Genomic DNA, 15,788 nt, shown 5'->3' on the forward strand with positions numbered 1-15,788 from the left:
CCTGCACACCTACAACCACCACCGCGGCCACACCGCACTCGGAGGCAAGCCACCGATCAGCCGTGTGAACAACGCTGCGGGTCAATACACCTAGGCCCCGTTTCACGCGGGCGTCGCCAGCAGGCCCCGCATCGTCTCCGCCGCCCGCACCGCCGCGTCGGCGCAGCAGTTGTTGAACAGTACGTGCAGTTCGTCCGTGCGCCGGGCCGCCCGGCGCAGCCGGGGCACCCAGGCGGCCAGCTCGGTCACGTCGTAGTCGTGGCGGAAGCGGTCCTCCTTGCTGCCCCTCCCCCAGGCCGGGCTGCGGCCGTGGAAGCGGACGACGGCGAGGCGGGGGCGGGTGACGGGCAGCACCGGCGGCAGGGAACCGGCGGCCCCCTGGACGGTGTCCACGCCGACGGCGGTGGCGTCGAGCCCGGCGAGCAGCGCGGCCGTGGCGTCGGCCTCGGCGGCAGTCCACCAGCCCGGGTGCCGGAACTCGACGGCGAGCGGCCGGCCGGCGGTGCGGCGCGCGCACTCCCGCAGGGCGTCCTCGGCGGCGGGTCCCGGCGCGAACCAGGGCGGGAACTGGAACAGCACCGCCCCGAGGCGGCCGGCCGCCCGCAGCGGCTCGACCGCGTCGGCGAAGCGCTCCCACACCTCGTCGAGGAGGGCGTCGCCCGCCCGGCCGCGCCGCAGCGCCGCGAGGTCGGCGCCGCCGAGCCGGGCGCGCAGGTCGGCGGGGAGCGCCTCGGGGCGGGTGGGGTGGCCGGTGAGCAGCGAGAAGACCTTCACGTCGAAGCGGAAGGAGTCCGGCGTGCGCTCCACCCACAGGTCGCTGTTGCGGCGGCTGGGCAGCGCGTAGTACCCGGCGTCCACCTCCACGACGGGCAGCCGCGTCGCGTAGTGCCGCAGCCGCCCCTCGGCGTCCCGCCGCCCCGGCGGGTACCAGCCGCTCGCCACGAGCTGACGGTCCGTCCAGGAACAGGCGCCCACCCGGATGTCTCCCATGGGGCCCGGTTACCCCGGCTCCCGCTACTCCAGCGCCGTCGGCCGGCGGGACAGGGCCGCCGCCTCCTCCGGGTCCGTCAGCGGGCGCAGCCGGTAGGTGTAGGCGTAGTCCCGGTCGGCGAACAGCTTGTACGCGTCGTGGGTGTGGGCGCCCCAGCTGTTGTCGCCGCCGACGCCCATCTGCCGGTGGTTCAGGCGCAGGACGACCGCGTCGCGCGGGGTGAGCTGGTGGGCGTGCCGGACGCCGGTGGACAGGTCCTCCGGCGTGAAGCGGGAGGCGTTCGCCTCCAGCAGGGGCTCGCCGGTGGCGAGCAGGCCCCGGCCGCGGCCGTCGGTGAGGGCGATCCAGCGGACGTCGGTCTTGTTGCCGTTCTCCTGCGGCCGGATGTAGGGCGTCCACTGCTCGTCCACGGTGGACGACCACAGGCCCACGTCGGTGCCGTCGTTGCGGTCCCAGTGGTTCTCCTCGGGGCCGCGACCGTAGTAGCGCAGGCGGTCGAGGCCGCGCGGCAGGAACAGCAGGGAGCCGACCTCGGGGAGGTAGGGCAGGCTCGCGGCGCCGGGGTGGAGGGTGTGGTCGACGCGGATCTCGGCGTTGCCGAACACCGTGTACGTGGTGGTGTACGCCGACTCGACGGTGGTGGGCAGCGTGCCGGTGACCTTGATCTCGACGGCCCGGTCGCCGCCGAGGGCGCGCACCGCGACGCCGGTCACCCGGCGGCGGGTGCCCGCGTCGCGCCAGGTCTGGTTGCGGACGTGCTGGCCGTTGCCGCGGTCGTTGTCGGTGGGCGCGCGCCAGAAGTTGGGCACGGGACCGGAGGTGAGCAGCCGGGTGCCGGCGGCCCGGTAGTCGGTGAGGGTGCCCGAGCGCTTGTCGAGGGTGACGGAGAAGTCCCGCCCCCGCACGGTGACATGCCCCTCGCGCTCCTCGTGGCGCAGGGCCGGCACGGTGGCGAGGCGTACGGGGGTGACGGCCGGGGCGCCCGAGTCCAGCGGGAGTTGCTCGCGGGCCACCTCGAAGCCGGCCTTCGCCCAGGGCGTGGACTCCCGGGTGGTGAAGGAGAGTTCGAGGAAGTACTCGGTGCCGGGCTCCGGGTCGGCCGGTGGGCGCACCGGCAGGGTGATGTCCCTGTGCGACCGCGGCTCCACGGCGAGTTGGTCGCGGGTGAGGCGTCCGCGCCGGACGGTGCGCCCGTCGGCGACCAGCGCCCAGTGGCCGTCGTAGGCGCGCAGGTCGGTGAAGAGGTACTCGTTGGTGAGGGTGACGGCGCCGGGGTCGCCGCCGGGGCGGCGGGTGGCGTGGATGGCCTGGTAGACGCGTTTGACCTCGGTGGCCTTGCCGGTGTGGCCGCGGTCGGCGGTCACGATGCCGTCGGCGGCGAAGGCGCCGTCGTTGGGGTTGTCGCCCCAGTCGCCGCCGTAGGCGAAGAAGGTCCTGTCCTTGGGGCGCTTCCTGGTGACCTCGGCGGTGGCGGCGTCGAACCAGAAGCGGACGCCGTCGTCGCCGGGTCCGCGTCCCGTGTCGGCGAGTTGGGCGGCGGTGAGGGGGCGGGCGTGGACGGCGGCGCGGCGGATGGTGCCGCTGAACTCGCGGACCGGGTTGTCGACGTCGGTGGCGAGGGAGAGGGCCGCCGTGTTGACGGCGGGGCGCAGGGTGGTGGCGGCGCTGGCACGCTGGGTGCCGTCGGCGTGGAGGGTGAGGGTGCCTGCCTCGGCGTCGAAGACTCCGGCGATGTGGTGCTCGGTGCCGGTCCAGTCGTCGGGGAGCGGCCAGGTGGCGGTGGCCCACTGTCCGCCGGCGTGGATGAAGAACTCCAGGGTGCGGCCGTTCTGTTTGAGCGCGTACTGGGTGTCGCCCTTGGCGATGACCGGCTGGTGGTAGCCGAGCACGTCGGGGGTGATCCAGGCTTCCAGGGTGAGGGAGCCGGTGAGGTCCAGGCTCGCGTCGCGCGCGAAGACGGTGCCGCCGTGCAGGCCGGTCCTCGGGTCGAGGCCGCCGCTGGGGTTCTGGATCTCGCCGCGGATGCGGCCGGGTCCTGTCTCGGTGAGCAGGGTGCGGTCGGGGACGGGCCAGGTGAGCGACTGGTCGACGAAGTCCCAGATCCAGCCGCCCTGGAGGACGTCGTGGGCGCGGACGACGTCCCAGTACTCCTTGAGGTTGCCGGTGGAGTTCCCCATCGAGTGGGCGTACTCGATCATCACGTAGGGCCGGGTGTCGGAGCCGTCCAGCGCGCGCTGCTCGACGCGGGCGGGGGTGTCGTACATCTCCGAGCGGATGTCGCTGACGCCGGGGCGGTCGTCGCCCTCGTACTGGATGACGCGCGTGGTGTCGTAGGAGCGGATCCAGTCGTGCATGGCGGTGAAGGTGCTGCCGCCGCCGGCCTCGTTGCCGAGCGACCAGATGACGACCGAGGCGTGGTTCTTGTCGCGGTGCACCATGTTCTGCGCGCGGGCGACGCAGGCGCGGGTCCAGTCCGGGTGGTCGCCGGGGTACTCGTCGCGGATGCCGTGGGTCTCCAGGTTGGTCTCGTCGACGAGGTAGAGGCCGTACTCGTCGGCGAGTTCGTACCACAGCGGGCTGTTGGGGTAGTGCGAGGTGCGGACGCTGTTGATGTTCAGCCGCTTGATGAGCGTGATGTCGCCGACGAGGTCCTCGCGGGTGAGCGCGGTGCCGCGCTCGGGGTGCATCTCGTGGCGGTTGGTGCCGCGCAGGGAGACCGGCCGGCCGTTGATGCGCATCAGGCCGTCCCTGAGCGCGAACTCGCGGAAGCCGACGCGGTGCGAGAGGGTCTCCACCACCTTGCCGGCCGGGTCGCGCAGCCGCAGCACGGCGGTGTAGAGGTGCGGCTGCTCGGCGGACCACAGGTCGGGCGCCCGCACCGGCTTCGCCGCCCGTACGGTGACGTCCTCGCCGGCGCGGACCGTGCCGAGGTCGGCGCTCTGGCGCAGCGGGCGGGACCAGACGGCGTGGCCGCGCCGGTCGTAGAGCTGGGTCTCCACGGTGTACCGGCCGGTGGCGCCGCCGTACGCCCGCACGTGCGCGGTGACGTCGAGTTCGGCGTCGGTGTAGGCGTCGTCCAGCGGGGTGTCGAGGCGGAAGTCGCGCAGGTGCACGGCGGGGGTCGAGTAGAGGTGGACCGAGCGGAAGATGCCGCTCAGCCGGATCATGTCCTGGTCCTCCAGCCAGTCGCCGTCGGCGTAGCGGTAGACCTCGACGGCGATCTGGTTGGTGCCGGGCCTCAGGTGCTCGGTGATGTCGTACTCGGCGGGGGTGTACGAGTCCTCGTGGTAGCCGACGAGTTCGCCGTTGATCCACACGTAGTGGGCGGACTTGACGCCCTCGAAGTGCAGGAAGGTCCGCCGGCCCGTCCAGTGGCGGGGCACGGTGAAGGTGCGCCGGTACTGGCCGACCGGGTTGTGGCGGGTCGGGGCGGCGGGCGGCCGGGGCTCCTCGCCGCGGCCGTTGGGGCCCCAGTAGGGGTAGGTGACGTTCAGGTAGATCGGGCGGTCGTGGCCGTGCAGCTGCCACACGGACGGCACGGGGATGGTCTCCCAGTCGCTGTCGTCGGTGTCGGTGCGGTGGAAGTCGGGGTCCCGGTCGTCGGGGCGGTCGGCGTAGGCGAACTTCCAGGGGCCGTCGAGGCCGAGCCGGTAGGGCGAGCGGGTGCGGTCGCCGGCCAGGGCCTGTTCGGTGTCGGCGTACGGCATGAGCGTGGTGTGCGGGGGCTCGGTGCCGAGCTGGAAGACGCCGAAGTCGGCCCAGGCGGGGGTGCCTTCGGCCGGCGCGGGGCCGGTGGCCGCCCGCGCGGCACCGGAGGCGGCGGGCAGGGCGAGGGCGCCGAGGACGGCGGCGCCGCCTTCCAGGAGACGGCGCCGGCTGACCGGGACGCGGGGGTGGGGGGCGGCGGGTGACACGGGCGAGTGCGGCATGACCGTGGGCCTTCCGTGTGCTTCCGTGGGGGCTCGTGGGGAGAGCTCTTCGCACGCTGGGGTCGCAGGACCAGGGTCACCCTAGGACCCGAACACAACCGAATCAATCACCCCGTCGGATCTGTTGGATCGTGGGGAGGTGCTCCTCGGAGGCGGGTGCTCCGGCGGCGAACGCGCCACCTGTACCGAACACGAGCCGGGCGAAGTTCTCGCCGATGCGGCGGTGCGCCTCGGGGCCGGGGTGCAGTGCGTCGGGCAGGGGCAGCTCGGCGTGGTCCCGCTCGCCGTACAGCTCGCGGCCGTCGAGGTGGTGCAGGTGCGGGTCGTCGGCGGACCGCTCGGCGACGATGCGGGCCAGCTCGGCGCGGATGACGGCGAGGGTCAGCTTCCCGAAGGCGCGTTCGGCGGGGTCGCCGGCGGCCTTGAACCGCGGAGTCCCGTCGGCGGGATCGGGGGCCGTGGGGCCGGGGGTGTCCTCGTGGATCGGGCAGAGGATGGGCGAGACGACCAGCAGCGGGGTGTGCGGATGGCCCTCGCGGAGGGTGTCCAGGAAGCCGTGGACGGCGGGGCCGAAGGCGCGCAGGCGCATCGCGTCGGCGTTGACGATGTTGATGCCGAGCTTGACGCTGATCAGGTCGGCGGGGGTGTCCCGCATCGCGCGGGCGGTGAACGGGTCGAGCAGCGCGCTGCCCCCGAAACCGAGGTTGACCAGCTCCACGCCGCCGCCGGCCGCGGCGAGGGCCGGCCAGGTCCCGGTGGGGTGTTCGGCGTTCGAGCCGTGGCTGATGGAGCTGCCGTGGTGCAGCCACACCCGGCGCCCTCGGTCCGGGGCGGGCTCGACGGGGGCGTCGGTGCGCAGGGCGATCAGCTCGGTGATCTCGGTGTGCGGCAGCCAGATCTCGACGTCCTTGTCGCGTGCCGGCAGGCCGGTGAACCGGGCGGTGCCGGCGGGCCCCTCGCGCAGCTCCGCCCGCTGCGTGACCATGTCCGTGATCAGGCGGACGTTCCCGCCGGCGACGGTGGCCTGCGCGGCGAGGCGGCCGTCGACCAGCAGGTCGTAGACGCCGTCGGCCGGGGGCGGGAAGCCCTCGTAGACCCGCTTGGTGGGCAGGGTGTCCAGCTCCACGGCGGTGGCCCGGGTACGGAAGACCAGCCGCACCCCGGAGGGCTGCGCCTCGACCACGGCGAGCTGCTGGTCGGGGATCTGGCGGCGGGCCCGGCCGGGCAGCCGGTGCGGGAGCAGGCCGTGCGGGGTGCGCTCCAGGTCGAGGTGGCCGCGGAGGAGGGCGGGGGTGAGGGGGGTGGTGATCCAGTCGGGCTGATGACTCATGGCGCGACCCTACAGCCCTGTTCGGTTTCTTCCTAAAGGTTTTAGGCAAGCGTCCTTCTACCGGCCACCGGCGACCTCCCAGGCCGCCTCGATCATCCGGAAGATCTCGTCCACCGCACCGTCCGGATCGTGGGCCTCGCGGGCCAGCGAGTAGGCGTCGACCGTGAACCTCGCGAGCGTCCGGCACGCCGTCGCGGACCGGGCCGGGCCGGCGTCGGCGGCGATGGCGGCGGCCAGCGAGTCCGCATGGCGCAGCCGCATCGACTCCTCGTACTCCCGCAGGTCGGGGGAGTCGTCGATCATGCGCCAGACCGGGGCGGCCCCCTCCGCCGTGCAGTGGCGCACCAGGGCGTGGATCTCACGGCGCAGCACGGGCACGAGCGGCTCGTCCGGCGCACGGTCGGCGACGGCCCGCTCGAGGCGCCGCTCGAAGTCGTCGTCCCGCTCGAAGACCAGGGCCTCCTTGGAGGCGAAGTGGGCGAACAGCGTGGTGACGGCCACGTCGGCCTCGGCGGCCACTTCGCGGATGCCCACGGCGTCGTACCCGCGCTCCAGGAAGAGCCGCAGGGCGGTGTCGGCGATCTTCTGGCGCGTCGCGGCCTTCTTGCGTTCGCGACGTCCGGTCGGCACGGTCATGCGCTCACGCTATCAAGTGTGAAACTGGAACCGTTGTGAAACGCTAACCGTTAGGGTTACGGTCGGGGCATGAAGAAAGTGAGCTTCGCCGAGTTCGGCGGCCCCGAGGTCCTCCAGCTGATCGACGCCGAGGAGCCCCACGCGGGTCCCGGCCGCATTCGCGTCGCCGTGCGGGCGGCGGGGGTGAACCCCGTCGACTGGAGGCTGCGCGAGGGCCAGATCCTGGGAGCGCATCCGCTCTCGCTGCCCGCCGGGGTCGGCCTCGACGCCGCCGGGGTGGTGGACGAGGTCGGTGCGGGCGTCGAGGGGGTCGCGGTCGGTGACGCCGTGTTCGGCGAGGGGGCGAGCACCTACGCCGAGTTCGCCGTGCTTTCGGCCTGGGCCCACCTGCCCGCGGGGCTGACCTTCGCGGAGGCGGCCGGATACCCCTCCGTGGTGGAGACGGCGCTGCGCGTCGTCCGCGAGGTCGGCGTGCGGTCCGGGCAGACGCTGCTGGTCAGCGGGGCGTCGGGAGGCGTCGGATCGGCGGTGCTGCAGATCGCCCGGGAGCGGGGCGTCAAGGTGATCGGCACGGCCGGGGCCGCGAACCAGGAGTACCTGCGCGGCCTGGGCGCCCTCGCCACGACGTACGGCGAGGGCTGGGTCGACCGGGTGCGGGGGCTCGGCACCGTCGACGCGGCCCTCGACCTGGCCGGCTCGGGTGTGATCCGCGAGCTGGTCGAGCTGACCGGGGACCCGCGCAAGGTGGTCTCCATCGCCGACCTCGGGGCCCCGGGCCTCGGCGTCCGGTTCTCGGGCGCGGCCGGGAGCGTGCCGGACGCCCTCGCCGAGGCCGCGGACCTCATCGCGCGGGGCAGGCTGCACATCCCGGTCGAGAAGTCGTACACGCTGGCCGAGGCCGCGGCGGCCCACCGGGACAGCCGGGCCGGCCACACGCGCGGGCGCCGGGTCATCGTCATCGGCGGCTCGTGAAGCCCCACACCAGGTCGGCGAGTCGCTCGGGCCGCTCGATCTGCGGGAGGTGGCCCGCGTCCGGGATCAGGGCGTACGCGGCGCCGGGGATGGCTTCGGCGAACGCCCGCCCGTAGGCGGGGGTGACGACGCGGTCGGCCTCGCCCCACACCACCAGCGCCGGGTCGGTGACCCGCGCGAGCCGGTCGAGCAGCGTGTCGTCGCTCATGGCGCGGCCGGCGTACAGCTCCAGGGCGGCCCGGTTGCCGGGCAGCGCCTCCCGGGCGGCGGGCGGGAGCGCGTCGGGGTGGACGAAGTGGGCCGCGGGGTCGGCGTAGGCCAGGTCGGCCACCTCGGCGGGGGTGAGGGAGAAGAAGTCGGCGACGGGATGCCCGGGGACCCGCGCCCCGACACCGTCGACGACGACGTAGCGGCCGGCCCGCCCCGGGGCCAGGACGGCCAGCTCGGCGGCGATCCACCCGCCGACAGAGTTGCCGACCACGGTCACGTCGCGCAGGTCGAGGCGCTCCAGGAGGCCGGCGTAGAGCGCGGCGAGGCCGGCGACCGAGGTCAGGGACTGGGGGCGCAGGGTGCCGTCGAAGCCGGGGTGCACAGGGGTGACGACCCGGGCATCGCGGGAGGCGGCCAGCCGCCGCGCCCAGGGCTCGACCGTGGCCGGCCCGCCGCCGCCGTGGAGGAGGAGTACGGGACGGCCCGTTCCGTGGTCGGTGTGGGCGACGGGCGTGCCGTCGACGGTGAGGGTGTTCATGTGGGGCTCCATCTGCCGAGTGCGGGTTGCTAGGTAAGGAACCTTAGTTACAACTCCACGCCCTTGGCAAGGTTCCTTAGATAAGGTTCCTTGCTAAGCTAGCCGGATGACACCGTCGTTGCAGGACGTGGGGCTCGCCGTCAAACGGCTCCAGTGGCGCCACCACCGCGAGAACAACAGGGCGCTGGGCGCGGCCACGGGGCTGTCCCTCGTCCAGTGGGACGTGCTCCGCCACCTCCACCAGCGGCCGGACGCCTCGCTGCACGCACTGGCCCAGCTCACCTTCCAGACGGACCAGTCGATGGGCGAGCTGGCCCGCCGCATGGCCGACCGCGGCCTGATCAGCCGGCAGGAGGGCGCGGGGCGCGCCGTGCGGCACCACCTCACCGAGGAGGGCGAGGCGGCGTACCGCGCGGGGGCCGAGGTGGTGGAGGGGGTGCTGACCGCGACCCTGGGTCGGCTCTCCCCCGGCGAACTGGCCACGCTGCACGAGCTGTTGCTCAAGGCCGCCGCCGACTGACCTCGGACCGGCCGCCGCCGGACGGTGGCGGGTCGGCGGCCCGAGGTGGGACCGTGTGACCGCACCCCCGGCGCACGGGGCCCTCAAGGCCACCACCGGGGCGGTGCGGACCCGGAGGAAGGGACCCCGATGTTCGTGACCTTGCTCGTCCGTCCATTACGCGCCAGACCGCGGCGCCGGCTCTCCGCCCTGGTGGTGAGCATGTTCCTGGCCGCCACCGGCGTGGCCGGCCTGGCCACCGCCGACGTCGCCGCCGCCGCCGACCCGGCCGGTCCCCTGGCGTACGTCGCCAACAGCGGCTCCGGCACCGTCTCGGTGGTCGACAGCGGCAGCGGCACCACCACGTCCACCGTCCCGGTGGGCGCCTCACCCCACGGTGTGGCCGTGGACCCGGCCGGCACCAGGGCGTACGTCGCCGACACCGACAGCGGCACGGTCTCCGTGATCAGCACCGCCACCGGGGCCGTGACCGCCACCGTCCCGGTCGGCGCCCTGCCGTACGCGGTGGCCGTCACTCCCGACGGCGCCCGGGTGTACGTCACCAACCTGGGCGACAACACCGTCTCCGTGATCAGCACGGCGACCAATGCCGTCACCGCCACCCTCGCCGTGGGCGTCCGCCCCGTCGCCGTGGCCGTGAACCCGGCGGGCACCCAGGTCTACGTCACCAACGACAGCGACACCAACACGCTGTGGGTGATCAGCACCGCCACGGACACCGTCACCGGCTCCATCCCCCTGCCCGCGCACGCGTACGGCCTGGCCTTCGACCCGGCCGGCGGCCACGCCTACGTCGCCCTCGTCAACGGCGGCTCGGTCGCCGTGGTCGACACGGCCACGGCGACGGTGGCCTCGCTCATCCGGGTCGGCACCGCCCCCCACGGAGTGGCGGTCTCGCCGGACGGCACCCGCGTCCACGTCGCCAACAGCGGCAGCAACTCCGTCTCGGTGATCGGCACGTCGACCGGCCAGGTCACCGCGACGGTCCCGGCCGGGCCCGGACCGGAGGCCGTGGCCTTCACCCCGGACGGCACCCGGGCGTACGTCACCGACGCCGGCAGCGACACGGTGACGGTGATCGCCGCCGCCACCAGCACCGTCGCGTCCACCCTCACCGTCGGCAGCCGTCCGGCCGGGATCGCCTTCGCTCCCCTGCCCGCCCGCGCCGACCTGGCCGTGGCGCTGACGGCCACCGGCGTCCCCGGCCTGCTGGGCGGACGTATCGACTACACCCTGTCCGTCACCAACAACGGCCCCTCGGCCCTGACCTCCGCCACCGTCACGGCCGCCCTCCCGGCCGCGATGGCCGCCACCAGCGGCTCCTGCGCCACCGCCGCGGCCAAGGTCACCTGCACGCTGGGAGCCCTGGCACCCGGCGCCACCGCCACGCGCGCCTTCAGCGTCCCCGTCGGCACGCTCACCCTGGGCCTGCCCTACACCGTCACCGCGACGCGCACCGCCAGTTCCCCCACCGACCCGGAACCCGCCAACGACACCGCCGTCCGCACCTGCACCGTGGTCACGTCACTCGTCATCAACTGCCGTTGAGTGCTCGGCGTCCCGGGCCGGCAGGGCGAGCCGTACGCGGTTCGGCCCGCGGGCCCGGGGCGTGCGCGTTTCCGGCAGGGGACGCGCACCGCCCGCTCACCGCACGGCGTACCCCTCCCACAGCGGGCCGCCGCCGAGGTTCAGCACCTCGGTCACGACCATGGCGAAGCCCTCCGTGCCGCCGTCCCCGGCGATCGCCCGCGCGGCGGCCTCGGACAGCGCCCGGTGGGTCGCGGGGTCGGCGTCGGCCAGCCGCCGGGACAGCCATTTGCCCCCGCCGAGCCAGTGCCCGCCGGCCAGGAGGGCGAACTCCGACGCGCGCTGCAGCGTGTGCGCCACCAGGTACAGCCGCTCGGCGGGGTCCGTGCAGCCGCGCAGGTCGTCGAGCAGGTCGGTCAGGAAGTACCGCTGGTGGTCCCGCTCGGCGTCCGAGAGCGGCGGCGGGCCCGCGGCCAGCCGTTCCCGCGCCTCGGCCTGCAGCGCGGCGCCGAGCCCGTCCGCGTCCACGAGGAGCAGCCCCGCGGCGCACATGGCGAGCAGCGGCGAACTCCGCTTCGCGGTCTCCCGGTCGGCGAATCCGTGCCAGACGGCCTCGTTCTGCACGAACAGCTCCACCGGCCAGCCGCGGTACACCAGGTTCTCCCGGCCGAGGCCGGACGACCCGTGCAGGAGGACGACGATGTCCAGGTCGGAGGTGGGCGTCCGGCGGTCGGTCAGCACGCTGCCGGCGAGGAAGGCCGCCCGGGCGGCGGGGAACCGGTCCCGCACCAGTTCGCGGGCGGTGGGTACGGGGTCGTCCATGATCGGAGCATAGGTGGCGGCGCCGGACCCGGGCCAGGGCCGGTGCCAGACGTCCGGGCGGGCGCGGCCGGCTACCGCCGAGGGGCGATGAGGTTCAGCAGCCCGTGCGGGGAGTCGGGGCCCGACATCAGCTCGTGGAGGTGGTCGGCCTCGTGCGCCTCCTCGGCGCTGCGGGGGAAGAGGTCGCGTTCGTAGGCGGCGAGGGCGGTCTCGGTGTCGCCCGGGTGGGCGGCGAGGGCCTTGCCCAGCTCGGCGGCGTCGAACATGGCGAGGTTGGCGCCCTCCCCGGAGGGGATCATGAGGTGCGCGGCGTCGCCGAGCAGGGTGACACCGGGTACGCGGTCCCAGCGGTGGTCGGCGGGCAGGGTGTGCGGGGGGCGCAGCACCGGCGTCGTCCCGCCGTCGGTGAACAGCGCCGTCGGCTCGCCCGCCCAGTCCCCGAACTCCCGCGCGACGACCCCTGCGACGGCTCCGGGGTCGGCGAGGTCGATGGCCTCGAACCAGGCCATCGGCTTCTGGAGGGCCACGTAGGTGTGCAGCGTGCCGCCCGCCTCGCGGTGGGCCTGGATGCCCTTGCCCGGTGCCAGCGCGTACATCGCCCCGCCGCCGACGGCCTTCGCCGCCACCGGGTGCCGGGTGTCGGCGTCGTGGAGGTAGGTCTCGATGAACGAGGTCCCGGTGTAGACCGGCTTCGCGGACGACAGCAGCGGCCGCACCCGCGACCAGGCGCCGTCCGCTCCGACGAGCAGGCCGGTCTCGACGCGGGTGCCGTTCGCGAAGGCCACCTCGTGGTGGCCCTCGCCGAGTGCGCGGACGCCGGTCACCTTGTGACCCCAGCGCACCGTGCCGGCGGGCAGCGAGTCGAGCAGGAGCCGGCGCAGCTCGCCGCGCTGGACCCCGGGGCGGGCGCCCGTGCCGTCGTCGGGCTCGTCGAGCAGGACGCCGCCGTCCGGGGCGAGGGCCCGGGAGGCCTGCCGGCCCTCCAGGACGAGGGCGCGGAATCCGTCGGTGAGTCCGGCGGCGGCCAGGGCCGGCCGGCCGTTGTGCTCGTGGATGTCGAGCATGCCGCCCTGCGGGCGGGACGTGGGCGAGGGGTCCGCCTCGTGGACGGCGGACGGGATGCCGTTGACGTGCAGGATGCGGGCGAGGGGGAGCCCACCTCGGCCCTGATGCACTACGTCTTCGGCGCCGCCGGGCAGAACGCGGCGAACAGCGAGAGCGGACGCGCGCTCGGCCCCCGCGAGACCCGCGCCGGCTTCCTGGACGCGGCGTCGAGCGCGTGGGAGCGGCTCGACCCGGCGGAGTACGCCTTCACCCGGGCCGTCGCCGGACAGCTCCGCGACCACGACGACCGCGAGTAGTTCCTGGCGGGCGTGGACCTCGTCCTGGCCGGTATCACGGCCCTGCGGTGACCGCCGGGATCAGCCGGCCTGCCGGCTGAACGCCTCGTAGGCCCGGTCGTCGAAGAGCACGAACCGCACCTCTTCGACGGCCGTCGGCGTGGAGCGCACGGTCTCGACGGCGATGCGGGCGGCGTCCTCCAGGGGCCAGCGGTAGACGCCGGTGGAGATCGCGGGGAACGCGACCGTCCGCGCGCCGAGTTCGTCGGCCACCCGGAGGGACTCCCGGTGGCATGAGGCGAGGAGGTCGGAGCGGTCCTCGGAGGCCGCCCAGACGGGGCCGACGGTGTGGATCACCCAGCGCGCCGGCAGCTCGCCGGCCGTGGTGGCGACGGCCTGGCCGGCGGGCAGGCCCTTGCCGTAGTGGGAGGCGCGCAGGGCGCGGCACTCCTCCAGGATCGCGGGGCCGCCGTGCCGGTGGATGGCGCCGTCCACGCCTCCGCCGCCCAGGAGCGAGGAGTTGGCCGCGTTGACGATCGCGTCGGCGTCGACGCGGGTGATGTCGCCCCGGGTGAGATGGATCGTGGTCGTCATGTCTGCCTCAGCCTTCGCCAGACGGCCTTCGCCGCGTTGTGGCCGGACATGCCGTGTACCCCGGGGCCCGGCGGGGTGGCCGAGGAGCAGAGGAAGACGGCCGGGTGCGCGGTGGCGTACGGGAACGGGGTGGCCTTGGGGCGCAGCAGCAGCTGGAGCCCGGAGACCGCGCCGGTGGCGATGTCGCCGCCGACGTAGTTGGCGTTGCGGGCGGCCAGTTCGGGCGGCCCCGCGGTGGCGCGGGCGAGGACGCGGTCGCGGAAGCCGGGGGCGAAACGCTCCAGTTGGCGCTCGACGGCGTCGGTGAGGTCGCCGGTCCAGCCGTTCGGGACGTGTCCGTAGGCCCAGAAGACGTGCCGGCCGGCCGGCGCCCGGGTCGGGTCCATGACACTGGGCTGGACGGTGATGAGGAACGGCCGCTCCGGGGCACGGCCCTCGCGGGAGGCGGCGCGCAGGGCGGTGCCGATCTCCGCGCTGTCGGCGCCGATCTGCACGGTGCCGGCCCGCCGGGGCTCCTCGGCGGTCCAGGGCACGGGGCCGTCCAGGGCGTAGTCGAGCTTGAAGACGCCGGGTCCGTAGCGGTAGCGCGCGTAGGTGTCGCCGAGGCCGGCGATGCGGGCGAGGGCGGTGGGTGAGGTGTCGAAGACGTAGGCCCGGGCCGGCGGCAGGTCGTCCAGGCGCTTGACCTCGTAGTCGGTGTGGACGGCGCCGCCGAGGTCCTCGAAGTACGCGGCGAGGGCGTCCGAGATCGCCTGGGAGCCGCCGCGGGCGACGGGCCAGCCGCGGGCGTGCGCGGCCAGGGCGAAGACCAGGCCGACGGCGCCGGTGGCGAAGCCGCCGAGCGGGGCCATGACGTGGGCGACGAGGCCGGCGAAGAGGGTCTTGGCCTTCTCGTCGCGGAAGCGGCGGGTCAGCCAGGTCGACGGCGGCAGCCCGGCCAGGCCGAAGCGGGCGAGGGTGAACGGGTCGCGGGGCAGCGCGGTGGCCGGCAGGGACATGAAGTCCCGGACCAGGGTGTCCCAGCGGGGCAGGAAGGGCTCGACCAGCCTGCGGTACGCGCCCGCGTCGCGCGGCCCGAAGGACGCGGCGGTCTCGCCGACCGACCGGGACAGCACGGCGGCGCTGCCGTCCGGGAAGGGGTGCGCCATGGGCAGGTCGGCGTGCAGCCACTCCAAGCCGTATCGCTTCAGGGGCAGGGCGCGGAAGGCCGGGGAGTTGATCCCGAGCGGGTGCGCGGCGGAGCAGGGGTCGTGCCGGAAGCCCGGCAGGGTCAGCTCCTCGGTGCGGGCGCCGCCGCCGACGGTGTCCCGGGCCTCGAAGAGGGCGACGGAGAAGCCGCGGCGGGCCAGCTCCACGGCGGCCGTCAGTCCGTTCGGCCCCGCTCCCACCACGACCGCGTCGAGCATCGCCGGCACCTTCCGACTCCTTCGCCGGCCGACCCCTTCGTCGGCCGATGGACGGCTCCTGGGGATCAGGATATGCCCGCCTCCGACGGGCTCACGTCTCAGGTCTCCTCCCCCGCCTCCTCCCCCGCCAGCAGGCCCACCACCCGGTGGGCCGTCGCCGCGTCCCGGGCCGCCGTGAAGGGCAGCTCGTTGCCGCCGGTGATGCGGAAGGGCTCGCCGGTGCGGGTGAGGTGGGTGCCGCCGGCCTCCTCGACCAGCAGCAGGCCGGCCGCGTGGTCCCAGGCGGCCTCCCAGCTGAAGGCGGTGGCGTCCAGCTCGCCGCGGGCCACCGCGAGGTACTCCAGGCCGGCCGAGCCGCAGGGGCGGGGGGCCACGCCGGGGGTGCGCAGGCCGAGCAGGGAGCGCTTCTGCTCGTCGGTGGTGAAGTCGGGGTGGGAGGTGGCGACGCTCAACTCCCGGCCGGGCTGGGGCGGGCCGGCCCACAGCCGCTCGCCGTCGAGGTGGGCGCCCCGGCCGCGGATCGCGGTGGCGAGGCGGTCGGTGACGGGGGCGTACGTCCAGGAGGCGAGGAGCGTGCCGTGCCGGGCGAGGGCGACGAGGGTGCAGAAGCCGGCGTCGCCGTGCACGAACTGGCGGGTGCCGTCGACGGGGTCGACGATCCACACCGGGTCCGGGCCGCGCACCGCCTCGTACGTCGCGGGGTTGGCGTGCACCGCCTCCTCCCCCACCACCACGGAACCGGGCAGCAGGGCGCCGAGCACCTCGGTGAGGTACTGCTCGGCCTTGCGGTCGGCGTCCGTGACCAGGTCGTGCGGGCCGGACTTCTGGTCGACCTCGTGCTCCGCGAGCCGCCGCCAGCGCGGCATGATCTCCTGCGCGGCGGCCTTGCGGACGGCTTCTGCGACGTCGTCGGTGTGCCGGGCGAGAAACTCGTCGATGGTTTCGTTGTCCTCGATCATGGCTCCATGAGAGC

At 74.7% G+C, this 15,788-nt stretch carries 13 protein-coding genes and 1 pseudogene; 4 read left to right on the plus strand and 10 right to left on the minus strand.

The features are described from left to right. Nucleotides 1–102: 102 nt before the first annotated feature. From ACGFZL_RS28170 to ACGFZL_RS28185, 4 genes are all read right to left on the minus strand, one after another. The gene (locus ACGFZL_RS28170; protein ID WP_393695869.1) at nucleotides 103–990 is read right to left on the minus strand and encodes a DUF72 domain-containing protein; all 888 of its coding nucleotides are present in this window, start codon (nucleotides 988–990) and stop codon (nucleotides 103–105) included. 24 nt (nucleotides 991–1,014) lie between these two features. Next, the gene (locus ACGFZL_RS28175; protein WP_393695871.1) at nucleotides 1,015–4,920 is read right to left on the minus strand and encodes a glycoside hydrolase family 2 TIM barrel-domain containing protein; all 3,906 of its coding nucleotides are present in this window, start codon (nucleotides 4,918–4,920) and stop codon (nucleotides 1,015–1,017) included. A 103-nt stretch (nucleotides 4,921–5,023) separates the two neighbouring features. Further along, on the minus strand, nucleotides 5,024–6,250 hold the full coding sequence (locus ACGFZL_RS28180; RefSeq protein ID WP_393695873.1) for a GDSL-type esterase/lipase family protein: 1,227 nt from the start codon (nucleotides 6,248–6,250) through the stop codon (nucleotides 5,024–5,026). A gap of 57 nt (nucleotides 6,251–6,307) precedes the next feature. Continuing rightward, nucleotides 6,308–6,886, minus strand: a complete 579-nt coding sequence (locus tag ACGFZL_RS28185; RefSeq protein WP_393695875.1) for a TetR/AcrR family transcriptional regulator — start codon at nucleotides 6,884–6,886, stop codon at nucleotides 6,308–6,310. 69 nt (nucleotides 6,887–6,955) lie between these two features. Between ACGFZL_RS28185 and ACGFZL_RS28190 the strand changes: the two genes are divergently transcribed. Continuing rightward, nucleotides 6,956–7,858: an NADP-dependent oxidoreductase gene (locus ACGFZL_RS28190; protein WP_393695877.1), complete on the plus strand. Its 903-nt coding sequence runs from the start codon at nucleotides 6,956–6,958 to the stop codon at nucleotides 7,856–7,858. On the opposite strand, the gene ACGFZL_RS28195 is transcribed toward ACGFZL_RS28190, so the two are convergent. After that, entirely contained in the window at nucleotides 7,842–8,606 is a 765-nt protein-coding gene (locus tag ACGFZL_RS28195) for an alpha/beta fold hydrolase (RefSeq protein WP_393695879.1), read from the minus strand. The two genes, ACGFZL_RS28190 and ACGFZL_RS28195, sit on opposite strands and share 17 nt — an antisense overlap. 106 nt (nucleotides 8,607–8,712) lie before the next feature. Between ACGFZL_RS28195 and ACGFZL_RS28200 the strand changes: the two genes are divergently transcribed. Further along, entirely contained in the window at nucleotides 8,713–9,126 is a 414-nt protein-coding gene (locus ACGFZL_RS28200; protein WP_393695881.1) for a MarR family winged helix-turn-helix transcriptional regulator, read from the plus strand. Between the two features lie 129 nt (nucleotides 9,127–9,255). Continuing rightward, entirely contained in the window at nucleotides 9,256–10,674 is a 1,419-nt protein-coding gene (locus tag ACGFZL_RS28205; RefSeq protein ID WP_393695883.1) for a beta-propeller fold lactonase family protein, read from the plus strand. 96 nt (nucleotides 10,675–10,770) lie between these two features. Here ACGFZL_RS28205 and ACGFZL_RS28210 read toward each other — a convergent pair whose 3' ends face one another. Together ACGFZL_RS28210 and ACGFZL_RS28215 are read right to left on the minus strand one after the other, a co-directional pair. Further along, complete coding sequence (locus tag ACGFZL_RS28210) at nucleotides 10,771–11,475, minus strand: nucleotidyltransferase domain-containing protein (RefSeq protein WP_393695885.1); 705 nt, start codon at nucleotides 11,473–11,475, stop codon at nucleotides 10,771–10,773. A gap of 71 nt (nucleotides 11,476–11,546) precedes the next feature. Beyond that, nucleotides 11,547–12,650, minus strand: a complete 1,104-nt coding sequence (locus ACGFZL_RS28215; protein ID WP_393695887.1) for an FAD-dependent oxidoreductase — start codon at nucleotides 12,648–12,650, stop codon at nucleotides 11,547–11,549. On the opposite strand from ACGFZL_RS28215, the pseudogene ACGFZL_RS28220 reads away from it, so the two are divergent. After that, nucleotides 12,627–12,833: pseudogene (locus ACGFZL_RS28220) on the plus strand (TetR/AcrR family transcriptional regulator); the annotation flags it as partial. The gene ACGFZL_RS28215 and the pseudogene ACGFZL_RS28220 overlap by 24 nt on opposite strands. Before the next feature lie 63 nt (nucleotides 12,834–12,896). On the opposite strand, the gene ACGFZL_RS28225 reads toward ACGFZL_RS28220, so the two are convergent. From ACGFZL_RS28225 to ACGFZL_RS28235, 3 genes are all read right to left on the minus strand, one after another. Then, the gene (locus tag ACGFZL_RS28225; RefSeq protein ID WP_393695889.1) at nucleotides 12,897–13,409 is read right to left on the minus strand and encodes an O-acetyl-ADP-ribose deacetylase; all 513 of its coding nucleotides are present in this window, start codon (nucleotides 13,407–13,409) and stop codon (nucleotides 12,897–12,899) included. Further along, nucleotides 13,406–14,815, minus strand: a complete 1,410-nt coding sequence (locus ACGFZL_RS28230) for a phytoene desaturase family protein (protein ID WP_393696112.1) — start codon at nucleotides 14,813–14,815, stop codon at nucleotides 13,406–13,408. Before ACGFZL_RS28230 ends, ACGFZL_RS28225 begins: the two co-directional genes overlap by 4 nt. Nucleotides 14,816–14,913: 98 nt before the next feature. After that, nucleotides 14,914–15,774 carry an inositol monophosphatase family protein gene (locus ACGFZL_RS28235; RefSeq protein ID WP_393695891.1) on the minus strand — a complete coding sequence of 287 codons (861 nt, stop codon included), beginning with the start codon at nucleotides 15,772–15,774 and terminating at the stop codon, nucleotides 14,914–14,916. Nucleotides 15,775–15,788: the final 14 nt, after the last annotated feature.

Source organism: Streptomyces sp. NPDC048182 (genome assembly GCF_043202555.1).
In the GTDB taxonomy this organism is placed as follows: Bacteria; Actinomycetota; Actinomycetes; order Streptomycetales; family Streptomycetaceae; genus Streptomyces.